This is a genomic window from Achromobacter xylosoxidans A8 (assembly GCF_000165835.1).
GTDB classification, from domain to species: Bacteria; Pseudomonadota; Gammaproteobacteria; order Burkholderiales; family Burkholderiaceae_B; genus Achromobacter; species Achromobacter xylosoxidans_B.
In genome coordinates this window covers 5,317,725-5,338,409 of the sequence record NC_014640.1, presented here as the reverse complement: position 1 = coordinate 5,338,409, position 20,685 = coordinate 5,317,725, and the positions used below count along the sequence as shown (strand labels likewise).

The following is a 20,685-nucleotide window of genomic DNA, read 5'->3' as shown; positions in this document are numbered from 1 at the left end:
TAAAACTCCACGCTCTCCCTACGTATGGAATCCGGTATGCCCTCACGCCCTCCTGCCGAGCCCTTGCTTCTGAACCGCGAGCTGTCGCTGCTGAAATTCAACGAACGCGTGCTGGCGATGGCGGAGAGCCCCAAGACTCCCTTGCTGGAACGCCTGCGCTACGTGTGCATCGTCAGTTCCAACCTGGACGAGTTCTTCGAGATCCGGATTTCCAGCCTGAAGGAGCAGCAGCGCCAGTCGCCGAATCTGGTGGGGCCGGATGGCATGACGCCGGACCAGGCGTTCGAGAACGTGCAGCAGGCGGTGCACGAACTGGTCAACCGCCAGTACAACCTGCTCAATGACGAGATCCTGCCGGCCATGCATGCCGAGGGCATCTCGCTGCACCACGCGTCCGAGTGGAATCAGCAACAGCAGGAATGGGCGCGGGATGTATTCAACCGCGACGTGATGCCGCTCCTGACGCCTATCGGGCTGGATCCGGCGCATCCGTTTCCGCGCGTCTACAACAAGAGCCTGAATTTCATTGTGTCGCTGTCCGGCGCCGACGCCTTCGGCCGCCAGGCCTCGATCGCCGTGGTGCAGGCGCCGCGCGCCTTGCCGCGCCTGATCAAGATGCCGCAGGAGCTCTCCGGCCAGCCCGAGGGCTACATCCTGCTGACCTCGCTGCTGCGCGCCTTCGTGGGCGAGCTGTTCCCGGGGCTGGAGATGCTGGGCTGTTACCAGTGGCGGGTCACGCGCAACAGCGACCTGTTCGTGGACGAGGAAGAAGTCACCAACCTGCGGCACGCCTTGCAGGGCGAATTGTCGCAGCGCAACTTCGGCGCCGCGGTGCGTCTGGAAATCGACAAGCTGACGCCGGTCGAACTGGAGCACTTCCTGCAGCGCGAGTTCTCGCTCAAGGCGGAGGACACCTACCGCGTGCCCGGGCCGGTGAACCTGTCGCGCCTGATGCAGCTGTGCAATTCGGATTCGCGTCCGGACCTGCTGTTCCCGGATTACCGGGCGCCCGTGCCGGCGCCGTTCGACCGCGTCGGCGACAAGCCGGCCGAATTGTTCGAGGCCGTGGCCGAGCAGGACCGACTGCTGCACCATCCCTACCAGTCCTTCCAGCCGGTCATCGACTTCCTGACCGCCGCTGCGCTGGATCCGGACGTCATGGCGATCAAGCAGACCATCTACCGCACCGGCGAGGATTCCGAGCTGATGAAGATCCTGCTGGCCGCCGCGCGCGCCGGCAAGGAAGTGACGGTGGTGGTGGAGCTGATGGCCCGCTTCGACGAACAGACCAATATCAACTGGGCCTCCAAGCTGGAAGAGGTGGGAGCGCACGTGGTGTACGGCGTGGTGGCGCACAAGACGCACGCCAAGATGGCCGTGGTGTTGCGCCGCGAGAAAGGGCGCCTGCGCCGCTATGCCCACCTGGGCACGGGCAACTACCATCCGCGCACGGCGCGGCTGTACACCGACTTCGGCCTGCTCACCGCCGATCCGAAGCTGTGCGAGGACATGGACAAGGTGTTCGCGCAGTTGACCGGGCTGGGCGCGCGCCGTTCGCTCAAGGCGCTGATGCAGTCGCCTTTCACCATGCACGACGGCATGGTGGCGCTGATCCGCGCCGAGGCCCGGGCGGCCAAGGCCGGCAAGCGTTCGCGCATCATGGCCAAGATGAACTCGCTGCTGGAAGAGCAGATCATCGAAGAACTCTACAAGGCCGGCCAGGCCGGCGTGAAGATCGACCTGATCGTGCGCGGCGTGTGCGCGCTGCGCGCCGGCGTGCCGGGGCTGTCCGAGAACATCCGGGTGCGTTCCATCGTCGGCCGCTTCCTGGAGCATTCACGGGTCTTCTATTTCTACGCCGAGGGCGAAGAGACCGTCTACCTGTCGTCGGCCGACTGGATGGACCGCAACTTCTTCCGCCGGGTCGAGATCGCGTTCCCGATCTACGACAAGACCCTGAAGAAGCGCGTCATCGACGAAGCCTTCACCTATGCGCTGCGCGACAACCAACTGGCTTGGCAGCAGCAGGCCGACGGCGACTACGCCCGCGTCAAGAGCCGCCGCGAGCCCTTCAACGTGCACCAGTACCTGATGCAGAAGCTGGGCGTGTAACGTCCCGCCGTCCCACAGCCCCGCCGCCGTCCGGGGGGGCAGGGGCGCGGGGCGGTGTTCCAAAGCAGACCGCCGTTCCCCCGTCCGCTCTCTCATTCCCGCGCTCTCCCTCGTCTCTCGGGCTTGCCCGCGCGCCCTCGGTGCCGTTCGAGGCAGTGCGTCCCCCAATCCAGGCCGCGCGGATCCGGCTCCGCCGGTCCGCCACCGGCGCCCCTTGGGGGAGGCGCGCAGCGCCTCGGGGGGGACAACATGACTGTCACTATCCTGTCATCTTGGGCTTCTAATATTCGATGGTCGCTGAAAGACAGGCAGTTTCCAAAGCCTGCCAGACTCCTCCAACGAGCACAGAAGGAACCCTGATGTTCAAACGTGTCTTCAAACAAGTTTCCCTGGGCGTCGCGCTGAGCGCCGCCGTGTTTGCCGTCCAGGCCGCCGACGTGACCGGCGCCGGCGCATCGTTCCCGTACCCGATCTACGCCAAGTGGGCGTCCGACTACAAGGCTGCCACCAACAGCGCCGTTAACTACCAGTCCATCGGTTCGGGCGGCGGCCAGCAGCAGATCATCGCCAAGACCGTCGATTTCGGCGCCTCGGACGATCCCATGAAGGCAGCTGACCTGGAAAAGAACGGCCTGCTGCAATTCCCGGCCGTCATCGGCGGCACGGTTGCCGTGGTGAACGTCGACGGTATCGAACCCGGCAAGCTGAAGCTGTCGGGCAAGGTCCTGGCCGACATCTTCCTGGGCAAGATCAAGAAGTGGGATGACGCCGCCATTAAGGCAATGAACCCCGACCTCAAGCTGCCCTCGGCCGACATCATCGTCGTGCACCGTTCGGACGGCTCGGGCACCACCTTCGGCTGGACCAACTACCTGTCCAAGGTGTCGCCGGACTGGAAGTCGACCGTGGGCGAAGGCAAGGCCGTGAAGTGGCCCGTGGGCCAGGGCGGCAAGGGCAACGAAGGCGTTGCTGCCTACGTCGGCCAGCTGAAGAACTCGATCGGCTACGTCGAATACGCCTACGCCAAGCAGAACAAGCTGGCCTGGACGCAGTTGCAGAACAAGGACGGCAAGTTCGTCCAGCCGGAGCAGAAGGCTTTCGCCGCCGCGGCCGCCAACGCCGACTGGAAGAGCGCGCCGGGCATGGGCGTGGTCCTGACCGACGAGCCGGGCGCCGATTCCTGGCCCGTCACCGCCGCCACCTTCATCCTGATCCACAAGTCGCAAGACAAGCCGGCTCAGGGCAAGGCTGTCCTGGAATTCTTCGACTGGGCCTTCAAGAACGGCGCCAAGTCGGCTGAAGCCATGGACTACGTGCCGCTGCCGGAAGCCGTGACCAAGGAAATCCGCGCCGCCTGGGGCGAAGTCAAGGCCGCCGACGGCAAGGCCGTCTGGAAGTAATGGATGGAGCGCGGCGCGGGCCGGCAGCGATGCCAAGCCTCTGCCGCGCAACCCCTCAGCGGCCGTCCCCGGCGTTCTGCAATAGCGCAGCGGCAGGGGCGGTCCGCAGCAAGACCTTCGAAGTTCTCCCCCAAGGTTTCCTAAGGAAAGTCCATCCATGAGCGCGGTAATGGATAATAGTGTGCCGCTTCCGCCCAGCGTGGCGGACTCCGTGACTACCGGCACGCCTTCGCCTATGAAGCAAAACAAAAACGCGCTGATGGATGCGCTATTCAAGAATCTGACCCGCCTGTTCGCCTTCCTGGTGTTCATCCTGCTGGCGGCGATTCTTGTTTCCCTGATCTACGGCAGCCGCGAGTCGCTGGCCAAATACGGCCTGTCGTTCCTCTGGCTCAATGACTGGGATCCGGTCAATTCGAACTACGGCGCCGTGGTGCCCATCATCGGCACCTTGCTGACCTCGGCCATCGCCCTGATCATCGCCGTGCCCGTGTCTTTCGGCATCGCCATCTTCCTGACCGAACTGTCGCCCACCTGGCTGCGCCGCCCGCTGGGCACCGCGGTCGAAATGCTGGCCGCCATTCCGTCCATCATTTACGGCATGTGGGGCCTGTTCGTCTTCGTCCCCGTATTCCAGCAGTATGTGCAGCCCTTCATGATCGCCACGCTGGGCAGCCTGCCCGTGATCGGCGGCATCTTCGCAGGCCCGCCCTTCGGCATCGGCATCTTCACCGCCGGCCTGATCCTCTCGATCATGATCATCCCGTTCATCGCCGCCGTCATGCGCGACGTGTTCGAACTGGTGCCGGCGATGTTGAAGGAATCCGCCTACGGCCTGGGCAGCACAACCTGGGAAGTGATGTGGCGCGTGGTGCTGCCCTATACCAAGTCGGGCGTCATCGGCGGCATCATGCTGGGCCTGGGTCGCGCCCTCGGCGAGACCATGGCCGTGACCTTCGTCATCGGCAACGCCTTCAAGTGGTCCGGATCGCTGTTCTCGCCGGGCAACTCGATCGCCTCGGCGCTGGCCAACGAATTCAATGAAGCGGGCGGCATACAGAAGTCGGCGCTGCTGGAACTGGGCCTGATCCTGTTCCTGATCACGACCATCGTGCTGGCCCTGGCCAAGATGCTGCTGGTTCGCCTGTCCGCCGGCGAAGGCAAGAAAACCTGACGCGCCGCGAGCACAAGGAAAAGATCATGGCTGTATCCGTACTCAATATGCAGAACGGCACCTATCGCCGGCGTCGCGTGATCAACCGCATCATGCTGACCGTGTCGCTGGGGACGCTGATGTTCGGGCTGTTCTGGCTGTTCTGGATCATTCTGACGCTGTTGATGAAAGGCGCTCCCGCGCTGTCGTACACGCTCTTCACCGAGATCACGCCGCCGCCGGGGCAGACTGGCGGCCTGATCAACGCCATCTTCGGCAGCGTGATGATGGCTGGCGTGGGCACGCTCATCGGCACGCCCGTGGGCATTCTGGCCGGCACCTACCTGGCCGAGTACGGCCAGCGCGGCTGGCTGGCGCCCGCCACGCGCTTCCTCAACGACGTGCTGCTGTCAGCCCCGTCCATCATCATCGGTCTGTTCATCTACGCCGTGTATGTGGCCCAGGTCGGACACTACTCGGGCTGGGCCGGCGCCATCGCGCTATCCATCCTGGTGATCCCGGTCGTGGTGCGCACCACCGACAACATGCTGCTGCTGGTGCCCAACAGCCTGCGCGAAGCTGCGGCCGCGCTGGGCTGCCCCAAGTGGCGCATGATTACCCTGGTGTGCTATCGCGCCGCCAAGACCGGCATCATCACCGGCGTGCTGCTGGCCATCGCCCGGATCTCCGGCGAAACCGCGCCGCTGCTGTTCACCGCGCTGTCGAACCAGTTCATGTCCCTGAACATGAATGGCCCGATGGCCAACCTGCCGGTCGTGATCTACCAATACGCCGCCAGCCCCTTCAAGGACTGGAACAACCTGGCATGGGCCGGCGCCACGCTGATTACGCTGCTGGTGCTGGGCATCAACATCATTGCCCGCAACATGTTCCGCAAGTAAAGATCGCTTTGCCGGCGCGCTGGGCGCGCCGGAGCCAAGGGAAACCAAATGGAAAACACCGCTACCGCCGTCAAGAACAAGATCGAGGTCAAGAACCTGAACTTCTACTACGGCAAGTTCCATGCGATCCGCAATGTGAACATGTCGATCCAGGAGAAGAAGGTCACCGCCTTCATCGGCCCGTCGGGCTGCGGCAAGTCCACGCTGCTGCGCACCTTCAACCGCATGTTCGAGCTGTACCCCGGCCAGCGCGCCGAGGGCGAGATCATCCTGGACGGCGAAAACCTGCTGACGGCCAAGACCGATATCTCGCTGATCCGCGCCAAGGTCGGCATGGTGTTCCAGAAGCCCACGCCGTTCCCCATGAGCATCTACGACAACATCGCCTTCGGCGTGCGCCTGTTCGAGCGCCTGTCCAAGGGTGAAATGGACGAGCGCGTGGAATGGGCCCTGAGCAAGGCCGCGCTGTGGAACGAAGTGAAGGACAAGCTGCACCAGAGCGGCAACAGCCTGTCGGGCGGCCAGCAACAGCGCCTGTGCATCGCGCGCGGCGTGGCCATCAAGCCCGAAGTGCTGCTGCTCGATGAGCCGTGTTCGGCGCTGGACCCGATTTCGACCGCCAAGATCGAAGAGCTGATCGCCGAACTGAAGAACGACTACACCGTCGTCATCGTGACCCACAACATGCAGCAGGCCGCGCGCTGCTCGGACTACACCGCCTATATGTACCTGGGCGAGCTGATGGAATTCGGCCAGACCGACCAGATCTTCGTCAAGCCTACGCGCAAGGAAACGGAAGACTACATCACGGGCCGCTTCGGCTGATCGCCGGGATTCGACCCTACGAAAAAACGGCGCGCTTCGAAAAGCGCGCCGTTTTTTTACTGTTGCAGCAGGGCCTGCTTGGTCCGCGCTGCGGGCGCGAATAGGCTAGCCGTCCGGTATCTGGTATAGTTGCCACCCTTCGGGGCGTAGCGCAGCCTGGTAGCGCATCTGCTTTGGGAGCAGAGGGTCGTGAGTTCGAATCCCACCGCCCCGACCAATGAAAAAAGGCCGTCAGCGACATATCGCTGACGGCCTTTTGCTTTTGCGCGCAGCTATTGGCTGCCGAAAGCCACCGGCCTCAGGCCAGCCGCAACAGCCGCTGCATCATTTCAGTCAGCTTCGGCTTGACTGCGTCCTCTTCGAGGCGCAGCGGACCCGGGTCCGCCAGCATCATCAGCGAGACCGTCCCTATCAGCATCTGCATGGCGTTGCGGATCTCCGATTCGACGTCTTCGCCTGCCTTGGCGGGCATCTTGCGCGCCAGGGCAGGGACGAACACGGTATGGATGTGGCTATTCAAGACGCGCAAGGGGTGCGATTCCGGGGCATCCACCGCAAAATCCCGCAGCACCGCCCTGTACATCCCTTGGTTTTGGCGACAGGCATCGACGTAAAAAACGACAATGGCGGCGGCGATATCCGACGCGGTGCCTTCGGTCCAGACGGCGTCTTGCCAGACAAGATTGTCGGCTCGCGCTTGCGCCTCCGTAACCGCAGCCTCCAGGACTGCAGCCAGGAAAGTTTCCTTGTCCTGGAAACGTCCGTAGAACGCGCCGATGGATGTGCCTGCCAGGCGTATGACATCACCGATCAGCACCAGGTCCAGGTTTGCGTGCCGTTCTATCAATTCCCGTCCGGCCTGGATCATCTTGGCCAAGGACTCCTCGCTGCGCAGTTGCCTGGGAGGGCGAGGAGCGGGCAATGATCTTGCGGCTGCGGCAACCGTCTTCCGAGCACCGGGGGCCTGTGTCGTCTTGGTTTTTTCTTCTGGCGATGGAGGAGCCATGGCAACAACTATCCTGGTTTGAAGCAATGTGGAACATTATGCCGTAGCGGGCGGGCAGGCCATGGCAACAACAACCCAGATCTGAAGCAGAGCGCAACATTCCGCCGGGGGCGGCGGCGTGTCTCTTCAGCGATCTGATCCTGGCTGCCGCTTGCCTGCGCGGGGTGGGACGACACGTTAGTGTCGAGCCTAGGGAAACCCCGCATTGAAGGGGCAGAGGCACATCTCAATAATAGAATCAGAATTTAGATTCTTATTTAAGGTGAATTATGCCCGCAGGATGCCGAGTCGTCCACGCAGGTGTTAGCGCGCCTCGAATCGTCCCCCTCCGCAACCTTCTCGCCCGATACCATGAACCATACCGATTTCGATCTGCCCAGCGATGTCGCGAAAGCCCTGGTGAATGCTCAGGTCTATGCCAACATTGACGAACTGCATTCCACCTATTCATGGGCACGCGCCAACAACCCGTTGGGGCGCGCCGTCAACGAAGGCTTCGATCCTTTCTGGGTGGTGACCAAGCACGCGGACGTGGCTGCCATCTCGCGTGATAGCCAGATTTTCCGCAATGGCGACTATGCCACCATCAGCGCCCCCAAGGCCATGATCGACCACCTCAAGGCCGTGACCGGCAGCTATAACGGCGGCATCAAGACGCTGGTCCATGTGGACGGAGACGAACACAAGGGGCTGCGGACGTTGACGCAGGCATGGTTCATGCCGAACAGCATACTCAAACTGGACGAGCGGATCCGCGACCTGGCGTGCCGCACGGTAGACAAGCTGGCGGCGGCAGAGGGCGAGGTCATCGACTTCGCCACGCAGATCGCACTGCACTATCCGCTGCACGTCATCATGGACATTCTGGGGGTGCCGGCCGAGGACGAGGCCAGGATGCTGCTGCTGACGCAGGAATTGTTTGGCACCGAAGACCCCGAATTCAAACGCGAAGGGAAGGACGCGGGCGGCAACGATGATGCGCTGGCGCAGAATGTTCTGGCGATCGTGGCCGATTTTCGCGCCTACTTCGAAAAGGTCACCGCCGATCGGCGCGTAAATCCACGCAATGATGTGGCGACGCTGCTCGCGAACGCGGTCATAGACGGCGTGCCCCTCAGCGAGGACAGCCGCTTGGGATACTACGTCATCATCGCCACGGCGGGGCACGACACGACCTCGTCGTCGACAGCCGTCGCCATGTGGGCGCTCAGCCAATATCCCGAGTTGTTGCCGCGGCTTCAAGCCAACCCGGGCCTGATCCCGCAGTTCATCGACGAAGCGGTGCGCCTGGCGTCCCCGGTGCGGCACTTCATGCGCACAGCCGCTGCGGACACTGAAATCCGCGGTCGTCGGATTCACAAGGGCGACTGGCTGATGCTCTGCTACGGCTCCGCCAATCGAGACGAAGACGTCTTCGAGAACCCCTTTGAATTCAACATCGACCGCAAGCCGAATCGTCATCTGTCATTCGGCTTGGGGGCGCATATCTGTCTGGGGCAACACCTGGCAAAGATGGAGATGCGCATCCTGTTTGAAGAGATGATTCCAAGGCTGCAGCGAGTTGAACTCGCAGGTGATATGGCCATGAGCGCCTCGTGCTTCGTCGGCGGCCCCAAGCATTTGCCGGTCCGATGCTTCATGAACTAGCGGTTCTTCATCTCCTTCCGTAGAGCATTCTCGATGCAATCCCAAGTAACGAGCACGGTGCGCGTCGCGCACCGGCGTCAGGAAACCGACGACATCATCAGTCTGGAGCTGGAAGCGTTGGACGGCGGCGCCTTGCCGCCTTTCGAAGCGGGAGCGCATATCGATGTACATGTCGCTCCCGGCATAGTCCGGCAGTATTCGCTGTGCAACGCCTCGTCGGAACGTCATTGCTATGTGATCGGCATCTTGAGGGATCCCCAGTCGCGCGGCGGTTCGGTGGCGATCCACGAACGCTTGCAACCCGGATCCGTGGTCGAGGTCAGTGCGCCGCGCAATCACTTCCCGCTGAAGCCGCAGGCTAAAAGCGTATTGATTGCGGGCGGAATCGGCATTACGCCCATGCTGTGCATGGCAGAAACGCTGCATGCGGCGGGTACCGCGTTTTCCTTGCACTACTGCGCCCGCGATCAGGGGAGGGCGGCTTTCCTGGACCGCATCGCCCAGTCTCCCTTCAGCGAAAACGTCGTCTTTCATTACGACGACAAGGCCGACGAGCAGAAGCTGCATCCGGATGAGCTGTTTTCCCAAGTGGGACCGGAAGAAGAGATCTACGTCTGCGGCCCCGCCGGCTTCATCGATTGGGTCTGCCAGGCGGCGGATCAGGCAGGCGTTCCGAAGCATCGCGTGCGCTACGAGCACTTCAGCGCCAAGCCCGTGGATACCTCTCAGGACGGCGCCTTCGACGTAAGGATCGCGAGTTCCGGCCAGCTCTTTCATATCCCCGCGGATCAATCCGTGGCCGACGTGCTGCTGGCAGCGGGCGTGGATATCTATACCTCCTGCGGGGAGGGGTCCTGCGGCTCCTGCGTCATGCGTCTGGTGGAAGGGGAAGCCGATCATCGCGACGTATTCCTTACCGACGAAGAGCATGCCAGCGGCAACCAGTTCACCCCGTGCTGCTCGCGCGCGAAATCGCCGCTGCTTGTGCTTGATCTCTGATTTTTCGTCGCGGCCCTCGGCACCGAGGTCCGTCAGCCAACGCGCGGCCGCTGGAAGTTCGCCTGGCCCGCAACCTTGAGGTCCGAATCATCATGGGCAATCCCATTGAGTTCAGCATGACCATAGATGGAAAGGCCGTTTTTGGGGCCACGCGCCTCGACGTGCTGGATCCGGCCACCGAGAACATCGTGGCCCGCGTGCCCGATGCCACGCCGCAGCAGCTGGATGAGGCCGTGGCCAGTGCACGGCGTGCGGCACCGGCCTGGGCCGGGTTGCCTTTGGAGGCGCGGCGAAAGCTGGTCGCCCGTGTGGGCGAGGTCATCATGTCCAACCAGGAAGCGTTGGCGCAGTTGTTGACCCAAGAGCAGGGCAAGCCGCTTGCCGCGGCGCGCCAGGAACTGATGGCGGCCGCATACTGGTGCACGGAGACCGCCGGGCTGGATCTTCCCGCCGATGTGAGCAGCGAGACGCCGGAGGAACTGGTCAGGGTGTTGCGCGTGCCGGTAGGGGTGGTGGGCGGCATCGTACCTTGGAACTTCCCGCTGGTACTGGCAATCTGGAAGGTGGCGCCTGCCCTGGTCACGGGCAACACCATGGTGCTGAAGCCCTCGCCATACACGCCGCTGACGACATTGAAGCTGGGCGAATTGCTGCGCGACGTACTGCCTCCGGGGGTGCTCAACGTCATCAGCGGGTCCGACGCGTTGGGTCCGCTGATGTCCGGGCATCCGGGCATCGACAAGATCAGTTTTACCGGGTCGACCCAGACTGGCCGTGCGGTGATGGCCTCCGCCGCCGGCAATCTGAAGCGGCTGACGCTCGAGCTGGGCGGAAACGACGCGGCCATCGTCATGCCAGACGCCGACATCGACGCGATTGCGCCCATCATCTTTTGGGGAGCCTTCACCAATAGCGCCCAGTACTGCCTCGCCATCAAACGCTTGTACATCCACGAAGATGTCTACGACCGGATGGCCCAGGCGCTGGCCAGACTGGCTCGCGAAACCAAGGTCGGACCCGGCAATGCAGAGGGGGTCGAACTCGGCCCCGTGCAGAACCGCCGCCAGTTCGAGCGGCTCAAAAACCTGCTTGAGGACACGCGCAGCCAGGGATATCGCATGCTGGCGGGCGGCGCCCTGCCCGAAGGGAAGGGCTACTTTTTTCCGGTCACGTTGGTGGACAACCCTCCCGATACCGCGCGCGTGGTGCGCGAGGAGCCCTTTGGTCCGATCCTGCCGCTGCTCAAGTTCCGCAATGAGGAAGAAGTCATTGCGCGGGCCAACGATAGCGAATATGGCTTGGGCGGGTCGGTGTGGGGCGCAGACCAGGCGGCGGCCACGAGAGTTGCGCTTCGATTGAACACCGGCACGGTCTGGGTCAATCAGATCCACACGCTCAAACCCGGCAAGCCCATGGCCGGGCACAAGCAATCGGGCGTAGGCATCGAGAACGGCGCCGAAGGTTTGCTGGAGTACACGGTGCTGCGGACGGTGTCATCGAAGCGGCCGCACTGAACGCGTGGCGGCATGTGGCCTTTCAGTGCGCCGGTTGGCGCAAACCACGGCAAGTCGCGTCGCATCCAGGTCATGCCGGATGGCGCGGCTTCCATACATGACGGCAATCCAGGAAGAGAACGATGAGTGATTACATCTCAGGCAAGACCATAGTCATCACCGGCGCGGGCGGGGGCTTCGGGCGTCTTGTCGCGCAGAAGGCCGCTGCGCGCGGAGCGCTGGTGACGTGCGGCGACGTCAACGTCGCGGCGGCGGAAGAAACCGTGGCGGGCATCGTCGCGGCTGGCGGCCGGGCGCAGGCCCTGGCCGCGGATGTCCGCATCCTGGATGACCTGAAACGCCTCGTCGACGCCAGTGTGCAGAAATATGGCTCGATCGAAGTGATGCTCAACAACGCAGGCATCATGCCGCTGGCTTTTATCGCCGACCATGCCCTCGCCTACGACGCCTGGATGCGCTGCATCGACATCAATATGAAGGGCGTCCTCAACGGCATGATTGCGGCCCATGATCAGATGATTTCCCAGGGGCGCGGCCACCTGGTCAACATCTCGTCCATATACGGGAATTTTCCGGTGGTGGGCGCGGCAATCTACGGCGCCACCAAGGCGGCAGTCAATTTCATGTCGGAAGCCGTGCGTATGGAAGCGCGCGGGAAGATCAAGGTGACGACCATCAAACCGACAGGCGTGCCTAGCACCGGGCTCGGCGGGTCCGTTGTCAATCAGGCCGCCGCCGTCGGCATAGTCGGGGCCAACATGGAACAGTTCGTGACCATGGTCAAGGGCTTGCAGGAAGGTTCCCTGCCCTCCGATCTGCGCGATCCGGAGAACATATCGCATGTGCCTCTGGAGCCCGGATCCATCGCCGATGCGGTACTTCTGGCCATCGATCAGCCCTGGGGAGTCTCGGTCAGCGACATGACGGTACGCGCTTCGGCGGATTGTTTTGTCCTCTGATGGGCGAGTTGGCTCCAGGCGGGGGCAATGCCCTAGCCACGGACATCCGCCATCCCGCCGGCACGGGATGGCGGATGTGGGGGAACGCCAGCTGTAGACCCGTGTTGGGCAGATTCAGCCTTCTTATATGTTCGTACAAATAGATGTTGGAAAATTCTCAGGCATAAAACTCTCCAGCAAAATTTGCTAGTAATTTAGTCACTATCGTAATCCCTAGCGGCTGAATTCTTGTTTTAACGTAATATGTACGTACCTAGTTCTAAGAAAAGACCTGGGTGCAGACGGATGCGTATCCGTCAGGGCATGTACGAAAAGACCAGACGCGCTACAGCGTCGGCACGGAGGTGACAACATGGGCTGGTCAAGACTTGCATCGCGCGCTTTGTTATCGGCGTGCGCGCTATGGACGGGCGCCGCGTGCGCGGAGTATCCCGAGAAAGCGGTGCGGATGTTGGTGGGGTTTCCCGCCGGGCAGACTACCGACGTGATTGCGCGCATGCTGGCGCAGCAGTTGACGGGCGACCTGGGACAGGCGTTCTTCGTCGAGAACAAGCCTGGGGTGGGGGCGGGGCTGGCCGCAGAGGAAGTGGCGCGATCGCGGCCGGACGGCTACACGCTGCTTGCCACGTCCAGCGGCCCGCTGGCGGTCAATGGCTGGATCTACAAGAACCTGCGCTATGACAGCAAGACGGATTTCCAGCCCCTGGCGATGATAGGCATCTTCCCGCTGGTGCTGGTCGTCCATCCCGAGTCCCGTTTCAAGAGCCTTGCCGATCTGGTCGAATACGCCAGGAAGCATCCCGGCGCGATCAACTACGCATCGGGCGGCAATGGCGTGACCAATCATCTGGTGATGGAAATGTTCCAGCAGCGCGCCGGGGTGAAGCTGAACCACATTCCCTACAAGGGTGGCGTGGCGGCCATGACCGATGTGGTGGGTGGGCAGGTGGATGTCATGTTCGAGGTCGCGTCGATTGCCGAACCGCTGGTGCGCAGCGGGAAGTTGAAGGCGCTGGCCGTGGCGAGCGAGCAGCGTGTCGCCACGCTGGCATCGGTGCCGACCATCGCCGAATCGGGATATGCCGGGTTCCGCGGCGATCCCTGGATAGGCGTGGTGGGACCGAAGGACATGCCGCAGTCCGTCGTCGACAGGCTGGCCGGCGAAATCACCCGCATTGCCCAGGCGCCGCAATGGACCAAGCGCATGGCCGAACTGGGCGCCATTCCGCAGGTGATGGGGCCGGCGCAATTCAGCACTTTTATCGGCGCCGAGGTCGAGCGCTGGGGCGAGGCGGTGAAGGCGGCCAATGCCAAGGCGGAATGACGCTGGCGTCCAGCGGGACGGGCGGCGGCAGGTGGCGATACTGGCTTGCACGCTGGCGATTCAGGCCGTCAGCACCGCCGGCGCGCTGGCGTTCGCCGTACTGGCTCCGTTGATTCCCGGTGCGCGCACCGCGGAGGTGGGCCTGTTCCTCGCCGTGGTCTATGGCGGGGCGATGATGAGCAGTGCATTGAGTAGTGTGCTGGTCGGAGGGCTGGGTGCAGTGCGCGTATCGCAATTGGCCCTGGCGCTCCAGGCCGTGGGCCTGGCGTTGCTGACGGTCGAGGCGCCGTTTGCGCAGCACGCCGCCGCGCTGCTGTGTGGCCTGGGTTACGGCATCATCACACCCGCCAGTTCGCACATTCTTGCGCGCACGACGGCGCAAGATCGGATGTACACGGTTTTTTCGCTGAAGCAGACCGGAGTGCCGCTGGGAGGCCTGCTGGCCGGGGCCATTCTGCCGGCGCTGGCGGCATTGTCGTCGTGGCGCATGGCTTTGCTTTTCCTGGCGGGGACGGCCTGCATGGTCGCCCTCGTCTCCAGCTGGCTGCGCGCGCAATTAGACGAGCCGGCGGTGCCGCGCGCTGGCGGGGCGGGGCAGTGGCGCAGGCCGGTGATGGACGTATTGCAGCGCCCGCAGCTGCGCACCATGGCGGGCATTTCATTGTTGTTTTCCGCGTGCCAGCTTTCGGTCAGCGGCTACCTGATGGTGTTCCTGCAGCGGGATCTGCAACTGGATGTCGCGCGCGCCGTGTTGGTCTACGCGGTAGCCCAGGGCGCGGGCATTGTGGGACGCGTGGCATGGGGGAGGATCGCCGATCGGACGCGTTCACCGCGTGGCGTGCTGATGCTGATCGCAGTGCTGATGGCGGGCTGCGCCCTGGGGCTGGCGTTCACGCCTGTGCAATCCAGCCTGCTCGTGCTGTGTCTGCTGGCAGCGATGCTGGGCGCGACGGCGATCGGTTGGAATGGCGTATTCCTTGGCGAACTGGCGCGTCTCGCTCCGGCCGGCAAGGTGGCGTCGGTGACCGGCGGGACGATGTTCTTCACGTACATCGGTGTCGTGATAGGTCCGCCGGCGTTCGGCTTCATGGCGGAGCGCTCCAGCCTGGGCGTGGCATATGGGGCGCTGGCCGTCCTGCCGCTGATGGCGCTGTTTCTGCTTGGTTCGAGGTCCGGCTGGCGCGCGGCTTGAGCGGCCGCAGCCTACGGATTGAGGCTGGGCTTGAGGCTGCGCTTGAGCTGGAACGCCACGGTTACCCGGTCGGCCGGGTAGGTGGTGTCGGTGATTTCGAGGATTCTTCCGGTCGCGTCCTTGTAGTGCCGGATGAGACGCAGGCCGGCGCTGCCGGCCTGGACCCGCAGGCGCTCAGCCAGCGGGGCTTCGATCAGGGTGGCGGTGACCATCTGCCGGATCTCGTCGATGACGACCGCGTACTCGCGCTCGATCAGCGAACTGACCAGGGTCTGGGGCTGGAGCCGGATCGTGTCGACCAGGCCGGCCAGCGTGGCGTCGATATAGATGTCCGCCTGCGCTACCGGCGCGCCGGCCCGGCGCACGTCTTCGCGCGTTCCGCTGAGCAGGACCCAGGAACTGCCCACGGGCGCCTCCAGGCGCCGCGCCTTGTTGCGGTCCAGGGTGACGTGGCGCACGTCTTCGATGGCACGCACTTCCGTGGCCGCGACGCGTATCAGGTCTTCGGGCGTGCCGAACGATTGTACGAAGGCCGTGTCCGGGTTCGCGCTTTCGACCAGGGTACCCACTGCCTTCTTGCGCGAGATATAGCCCAGGTCTTCCAGCTTCTTCAGCGATGCGCGCACCGTATGCCGGCTGACGCCATACTGGTCCGCCAGCTCGTGTTCCGTGGGCAGCAGACTGCCGACCACGTGCCGGCCTTCCTGGATGTCGCGCAACAGCGTATTGGCCAGTTCCACATAACGAGGCTGGCCGCCAGCGGATGCGGTCGGGGTGTTCTTTCGGGTGGCGGTCATGAGGTGCCTGGAAGGGGGGAGCGTGGGCTTCGGGAGCATTGTAAGGCCCCGCCTTCCTGCGGACTTCGGACCGCCCGCGGATCAATCGGCGAAGAAGCGGCGTTGCGCCTCGGGCGGCAGCGTCATGCCGGTAATCCTGGCCTTGCGCAGGACTTCCCAGAAGTAGCGGTAAGTGGCGCGGTCGTGGAGTTCGCCTTCATACTGGATCGGGCCCCAGTCATTGTCCTGGGCGGCCAGCAGAATATTGGCGGCATCCTCGACTTCCGAGAATTCGGGCTGCATCGCCTGCACAATGGGTTGGATCTGCGCGGGATAGATGCTCCACATGCGCAGGAAGCCGAACTGCCGGCGAGCGCGCCCGGCGTCGTCGGCGATGATGCCGGGATCCTTGAGATTCAGGCATACGTTGTGGGCTGGGACGACGCCATGGGCCAGCGCCGCGGCCACCACCTCGGCCTTGGCGCGCACCAGCAGCGCGTGTTCGAACTGACCCGGGCTGCGCATGGCGCTGGCCGCGATGGCGCCATGGTGGCCGCTGACGAAATCCATCAGGCCGAAATCCAGCACCTCGACGGTAGGCAGGGCGGCGATCGGGAAGGCATCGCGCAGGGCGCCGTGGGTCTCCACCAGGACGTGGGCGGGGATCTGTCTTTCCAGGCCGGCCTTGCGCGCGGTCTCGCCGATATAGCCGATGACCTCGGCCGCCTGCTGCCAGCTGGTGGCCTTGGGGATGGTGATGTAGGCGACGCGTCCGCCTGCCTGGCTCACGATGATGTCCACGTCCTGGCGCCAGGCGGGATGGGACGGATCATGGATGCGCGCGCCGGCCCGGTCAAACTTGTTGCGCGCCGAGTTGATCATGCCTGCCACCATCTCGGCATGAACGCGTTCCTGGCCGGCCGCGGCGCCGTCCTCGCAATCGCAGGTGATGTCGAAGACCGGGCCATACTCGGCCTGCAGGTCCATGGCCTTGCCGATCAGCTTTTCGCTGCCGGCGAAATGTTCGCAGACAGGCAGCACAGGGAAGGGGCTTTCGCCGGCGAAGAGCGCATCGCGGGGATGGATGGCAGTAGTCATGTCGGTGCTCGCAAGGGATGTGGTTGAAGGCGGGTTCGCCCGGGCCGGTCAGACTCGGCGCCTGGGCATGGCGATGGTGTAGTCGATGTCCAGCACGACTTGCGCCGGATGGCTGGGCCGGCCGACGCCGGGATCGGGAAAGGCGATGGATGCGGCGCCGGCGTTCTTGATGCCGATGGTGCGCAGGCGCAGGGCGCCCATGTGGGCCTGTCCCAGGTCGATGCGTTGCAACACTGTGGTGGCGCAGGCGATGGTGTCGCCCGCGTAGGTGGGGTTCACGTGGCTGCCGCCATTGATGGCCAGGATGGAAAGGCCGTTTTCCAGTCCGTCGTAGGACAGGGCGCGGCATAGCGACATGACATGCCCGCCATAGACCAGCCGTTGGCCGCCTTGCGCGCTCATCGCGTAGCCGTCGAAGTGTGCCCGAGCGGTGTTCTGGTAGAGGCGCGTGGCGATGCTGTGATCGCTGTCATTGATGGTCATTGCGCCAGGGTGGTCGATGCGTTGGCCCTCGTCGTAGTCTTCCCAGAGTTCCTCGGCGGCCGTCACTTCGGTAATGCGCAGGGCTTGCGGCGTGTATCCGTGCTGCCTCAGCTGCGCGGCGCCGATGGCCGCCTGCATTGAGGGCACCAGGGGTTCGGGGCATGCGGCCTGCGGGTCCCTCTTGTGCACCATGACCCAGCGCACCCATTGCAGGATCTGCTGGTGGCGCTGGTTGCTTGCGGTTGAACGCACATAGACGACGCCTGTCTTGCGGCTGGAGTTTTCCTTCAAGCCGATGATCTCGGACTCGACGGCGAGGGTATCGCCCGGGTACATGGGCGCGATGAACTGCACTTCCGCGTAGCCCAGGTTTGCCGCCGCGTTCAATGAAATGTCCGGCACGGTCTTGCCGAAGGCGGTGTTGAACACCAGCAGATCCTCGAGAGGCCAGTTGCCGCAACCCAGCAGCTCGGCATTGCTGTGGGCGGTGTGCAGCGCGCTGCGGCTGCCGGTGAGTCCGATATAGAGGCTGCGGTCGCCGTCGGTGAGGGTGCGCGGCGTGGCGTGGCGGATCTTCATGCCCAGCCGGAAGTCCTCGAAGAAATTGCCCCTGCGGTCATTGCTCAGTCCCATCTGCCCATTCTCCCGTCCGGGGTGCGCGGCGCCAGTCTGGCTGCGTTGCTGGTTAATGTTCGTACATATTGCATATCAAAAACCTCCATGTCAAATCCTGGAAAGCAAGAAGAACAAGCCTATAAGGCGAATTTTATTTTTCAAAAAGGGTTGCACAGCAGCTTTCCCGCAAATAATATGTACGTACATTACGAGTGTCAATTTTTGGGCGAGGACGAGAATGCAGGCACAAAGCGAAGAGCGGCGCATGATCCAGGAGGCCGCGCGCCAATTCACGATGGAACGCGTGCTTCCCGTGGCCAATCGACTGGACCCGGAGAAAGGGAAGATCCCTCGCGAACTGATCGATGAAATGGCCGAGCTAGGCTTTTTCGGCATCCTGATTCCCGAGGAGTACGGCGGGTTGGGGTTGGGCGCCTACGAGTACTGTCTGGTGGCGGAGCAACTGTCGCGCGGATGGATGAGCGTGGGCAGCCTGATCGCGCGCGGCAACGGGCTGATCGGCGCGCTCAAGGGCCTGACGCCACAGAAGAAGGCGGAGTACCTGCCACGCATGGCGCGCGGCGAATTCCTAGGCGCTTTCTCCCTGTCCGAGCCCAACGCCGGTTCGGATGTGGCCAACATCTCCTGCCGCGCGGTGCGCGACGGCGACGACTGGCTGATCACGGGCAGCAAATACTGGTGCACGTTCGCCGACGATGCGGACTTCATTCTGGTGATCTGCCGCAGCGACCCCGTGGTCGATCCGCAGGCGCGCCACAAAGGGCTGTCCGCGTTCATGATCGAAAAGCCGCGCGGCGAACTGCCGGAGGGCGTGCAGGGCAGCGTCATCCCCAAGATCGGATATCACGGCTGGACGACGTGGGAGCTCGCATTCGACAACTGCCGCGTGCCGCATTCGGCGATGGTGGGCGACGAGGGCAAGGCGTTCTATCTGGCCTGCGCCGGCCTGGAAACCGCGCGTGCGCACACCGCGGCGCGTTCCATCGGCCTGGCGCAGGGCAGCCTGGAGGATTCGATCCAGTACGCCAAGCAGCGGGCGCAATTCGGCAGGCCGATTGCGGACTTCCAGGCCATCCGCTTCAAGATCGCCGATATGGCGACGCAGATCGAGGCCTCCCGCGCCTTGCTCTACGCCGTGTGCGAGAAGATCGATCGCGGCGTGCGCACGGACACCGAGGCGTCCATGGTCAAACTGCTGGCCAGCGAAATGAGCGAACGGGTGACCAGCGAAGGCCTGCAGGTCCACGGCGGCGCCGGCTACACCACGCATTGCGCCGCGGAGCGCTATTGGCGCGATGCGCGCCTGACAAAGATCTTCGAGGGCACTTCTGAAATCCAGATGCGCATCATCTCCGATGCGCTGCTAGGCAAGGTGCAGGCATGAGCCGGACGTTCCCCCAGGACTCCACGGGAGCGGCGGGCGCGCTCGCCGGATTGCGGGTGATCGATCTCACACAGATGCTGGCAGGACCTTTCTGCACACAGATATTGGCCGACCATGGCGCCGACGTCATCAAGGTGGAAGGCATGGGCGGCGACGGAACCCGGGTGACCGGACCGTTCCTGGCCGAGGATGCGACCCGGGACTACGGCGGGTACTTTCAGAGCATCAACCGCAACAAGCGTTCCATTGCCATCGATCTGAAGAGCGAAGCCGGCAGGGATATCCTGCGCCAGCTGATCGATGGCGCGGACATCGTCATCGAGAACTTCCGCGCGGGTGTGATGGAGCGGCTGGGGCTCGCGTATGAAACGCTGCGGCAGACCAATCCCCGACTGATATACGGCACGGTGCGCGGCTTTGGCGATCCGCGCAGCGGAGCGAGTCCCTATGCGCATTGGCCGGCCTATGACGTGGTTTCGCAAGCGATGGGCGGAATGATGGGCATCACCGGGCCGAATGCCGAAACGCCGACAAAAGTAGGGCCAGGCGTGGGCGACACGGTGCCGGCGCTGATGCTGTGCGTGGGCGTGCTGGCGGCGGTCCGCCATGTGCAACGGACTGGCCGGGGGCAGTTCGTCGATGTGGCCATGACCGACGCCGTGCTGGCCATGTGCGAACGCATCGTCTATCAATACTCCTATACCGGCCAGGCGCCCAAGGCGGAGGGGAACCGGCATCCCTTGCTGTGTCCGTTCGGCTTGTTCCGGTCGTTGGACGGCCATGTGTCGATTGCCTGCGCGACGGATGCGTTCTGGGAGACGCTGGCCGGCCTCATCGGCCGCCCGGACATGGCCAAGGATCCGGCGTTCGCCACCAACGCGGCGCGCGTGCGGAATCAGCAGCAGGTCATCGATGCGGTGGAGGCATACACCGCCGTGCGCACCAAGGACGAGATCGGCGCGGCGCTGGGCGGGAAAGTGCCATTCGGGCCGGTCTACACCGCTGCGGAGATATTCCAGGATGAGCACTATGCGCGTCGGGAGATGCTGGTGGAGGTGGAGCAGCCTGGCGCCTGCCGCCCGGTAAGCATCGTAGGGGTTCCGGTCAAGCTGAGCGAGTCGCCGGGCGCGGTGCGCCGCCGCGCGCCGCTGCTGGGCGAGCATACGGACGAAATCCTGCAGGCAGCCGGCTACGACGAGGACGCCGTGGCGCGGTTGCGCGCGGCGCAGGCGGTTCGTTGATGCGCCTGCATCGAGATGAAGGATTCAAGCCATG

General features: G+C 63.7%; 17 protein-coding genes and 1 tRNA gene. 14 read left to right on the top strand and 4 right to left on the bottom strand.

Going from position 1 to position 20,685, the window contains the following annotated elements; genetic code table 11:
- The first annotated feature begins 36 nt into the window (after window positions 1-36).
- The 6 genes from ppk1 to AXYL_RS24595 all read left to right on the top strand — a co-directional run bounded on the left by ppk1 (window position 37) and on the right by AXYL_RS24595 (window position 6,609).
- Entirely contained in the window at window positions 37-2,112 is a 2,076-nt protein-coding gene (ppk1, locus tag AXYL_RS24620; protein WP_013395585.1) for a polyphosphate kinase 1, read from the top strand.
- Between the two features lie 359 nt (window positions 2,113-2,471).
- Entirely contained in the window at window positions 2,472-3,512 is a 1,041-nt protein-coding gene (pstS, locus tag AXYL_RS24615; protein WP_013395584.1) for a phosphate ABC transporter substrate-binding protein PstS, read from the top strand.
- Window positions 3,513-3,669: 157 nt separating this feature from the next.
- The gene (gene pstC, locus AXYL_RS24610) at window positions 3,670-4,686 is read left to right on the top strand and encodes a phosphate ABC transporter permease subunit PstC (RefSeq protein WP_013395583.1); all 1,017 of its coding nucleotides are present in this window, start codon (window positions 3,670-3,672) and stop codon (window positions 4,684-4,686) included.
- Between the two features lie 26 nt (window positions 4,687-4,712).
- The gene (gene pstA / locus AXYL_RS24605; RefSeq protein WP_013395582.1) at window positions 4,713-5,567 is read left to right on the top strand and encodes a phosphate ABC transporter permease PstA; all 855 of its coding nucleotides are present in this window, start codon (window positions 4,713-4,715) and stop codon (window positions 5,565-5,567) included.
- 48 nt (window positions 5,568-5,615) lie between these two features.
- Window positions 5,616-6,392 carry a phosphate ABC transporter ATP-binding protein PstB gene (gene pstB / locus AXYL_RS24600; protein WP_013395581.1) on the top strand — a complete coding sequence of 259 codons (777 nt, stop codon included), beginning with the start codon at window positions 5,616-5,618 and terminating at the stop codon, window positions 6,390-6,392.
- A 140-nt stretch (window positions 6,393-6,532) separates the two neighbouring features.
- Window positions 6,533-6,609 (top strand) — tRNA-Pro (locus AXYL_RS24595).
- A gap of 81 nt (window positions 6,610-6,690) precedes the next feature.
- Here the strand turns inward: AXYL_RS24595 and AXYL_RS24590 are convergent.
- On the bottom strand, window positions 6,691-7,398 hold the full coding sequence (locus AXYL_RS24590; RefSeq protein WP_080551095.1) for a TetR/AcrR family transcriptional regulator: 708 nt from the start codon (window positions 7,396-7,398) through the stop codon (window positions 6,691-6,693).
- Between the two features lie 351 nt (window positions 7,399-7,749).
- Here AXYL_RS24590 and AXYL_RS24585 point away from each other — a divergent pair, with 351 nt between their 5' ends.
- From AXYL_RS24585 to AXYL_RS24560, 6 genes are all read left to right on the top strand, one after another.
- Window positions 7,750-9,045, top strand: a complete 1,296-nt coding sequence (locus AXYL_RS24585; RefSeq protein WP_013395579.1) for a cytochrome P450 — start codon at window positions 7,750-7,752, stop codon at window positions 9,043-9,045.
- Between the two features lie 33 nt (window positions 9,046-9,078).
- On the top strand, window positions 9,079-10,044 hold the full coding sequence (locus AXYL_RS24580; RefSeq protein ID WP_013395578.1) for a PDR/VanB family oxidoreductase: 966 nt from the start codon (window positions 9,079-9,081) through the stop codon (window positions 10,042-10,044).
- A gap of 116 nt (window positions 10,045-10,160) precedes the next feature.
- Window positions 10,161-11,558 carry an aldehyde dehydrogenase family protein gene (locus AXYL_RS24575; protein WP_237709935.1) on the top strand — a complete coding sequence of 466 codons (1,398 nt, stop codon included), beginning with the start codon at window positions 10,161-10,163 and terminating at the stop codon, window positions 11,556-11,558.
- Between the two features lie 122 nt (window positions 11,559-11,680).
- Entirely contained in the window at window positions 11,681-12,517 is an 837-nt protein-coding gene (locus AXYL_RS24570; RefSeq protein ID WP_013395576.1) for an SDR family oxidoreductase, read from the top strand.
- Window positions 12,518-12,965: 448 nt separating this feature from the next.
- Window positions 12,966-13,841, top strand: coding sequence for a Bug family tripartite tricarboxylate transporter substrate binding protein (locus AXYL_RS24565; protein WP_237710052.1), 876 nt, complete (start codon window positions 12,966-12,968; stop codon window positions 13,839-13,841).
- A gap of 31 nt (window positions 13,842-13,872) precedes the next feature.
- Window positions 13,873-15,033 (top strand): MFS transporter, encoded by a 1,161-nt coding sequence (locus tag AXYL_RS24560; RefSeq protein WP_013395574.1) that lies wholly within the window; start codon window positions 13,873-13,875, stop codon window positions 15,031-15,033.
- Window positions 15,034-15,044: 11 nt separating this feature from the next.
- Here the strand turns inward: AXYL_RS24560 and AXYL_RS24555 are convergent, their stop codons facing one another.
- The 3 genes from AXYL_RS24555 to AXYL_RS24545 form a co-directional block, all read right to left on the bottom strand.
- Entirely contained in the window at window positions 15,045-15,830 is a 786-nt protein-coding gene (locus tag AXYL_RS24555; protein ID WP_013395573.1) for a GntR family transcriptional regulator, read from the bottom strand.
- Between the two features lie 81 nt (window positions 15,831-15,911).
- On the bottom strand, window positions 15,912-16,907 hold the full coding sequence (locus AXYL_RS24550) for an HpcH/HpaI aldolase/citrate lyase family protein (RefSeq protein WP_013395572.1): 996 nt from the start codon (window positions 16,905-16,907) through the stop codon (window positions 15,912-15,914).
- A gap of 48 nt (window positions 16,908-16,955) precedes the next feature.
- Complete coding sequence (locus tag AXYL_RS24545; protein WP_013395571.1) at window positions 16,956-18,023, bottom strand: MaoC family dehydratase; 1,068 nt, start codon at window positions 18,021-18,023, stop codon at window positions 16,956-16,958.
- 220 nt (window positions 18,024-18,243) lie between these two features.
- Between AXYL_RS24545 and AXYL_RS24540 the strand changes: the two genes are divergently transcribed.
- Window positions 18,244-19,410, top strand: coding sequence for an acyl-CoA dehydrogenase family protein (locus AXYL_RS24540; RefSeq protein ID WP_013395570.1), 1,167 nt, complete (start codon window positions 18,244-18,246; stop codon window positions 19,408-19,410).
- On the top strand, window positions 19,407-20,651 hold the full coding sequence (locus AXYL_RS24535; protein WP_013395569.1) for a CaiB/BaiF CoA transferase family protein: 1,245 nt from the start codon (window positions 19,407-19,409) through the stop codon (window positions 20,649-20,651). The genes AXYL_RS24540 and AXYL_RS24535 overlap by 4 nt, the downstream gene beginning before the upstream one ends.
- The last annotated feature ends 34 nt before the right edge of the window (window positions 20,652-20,685 follow it).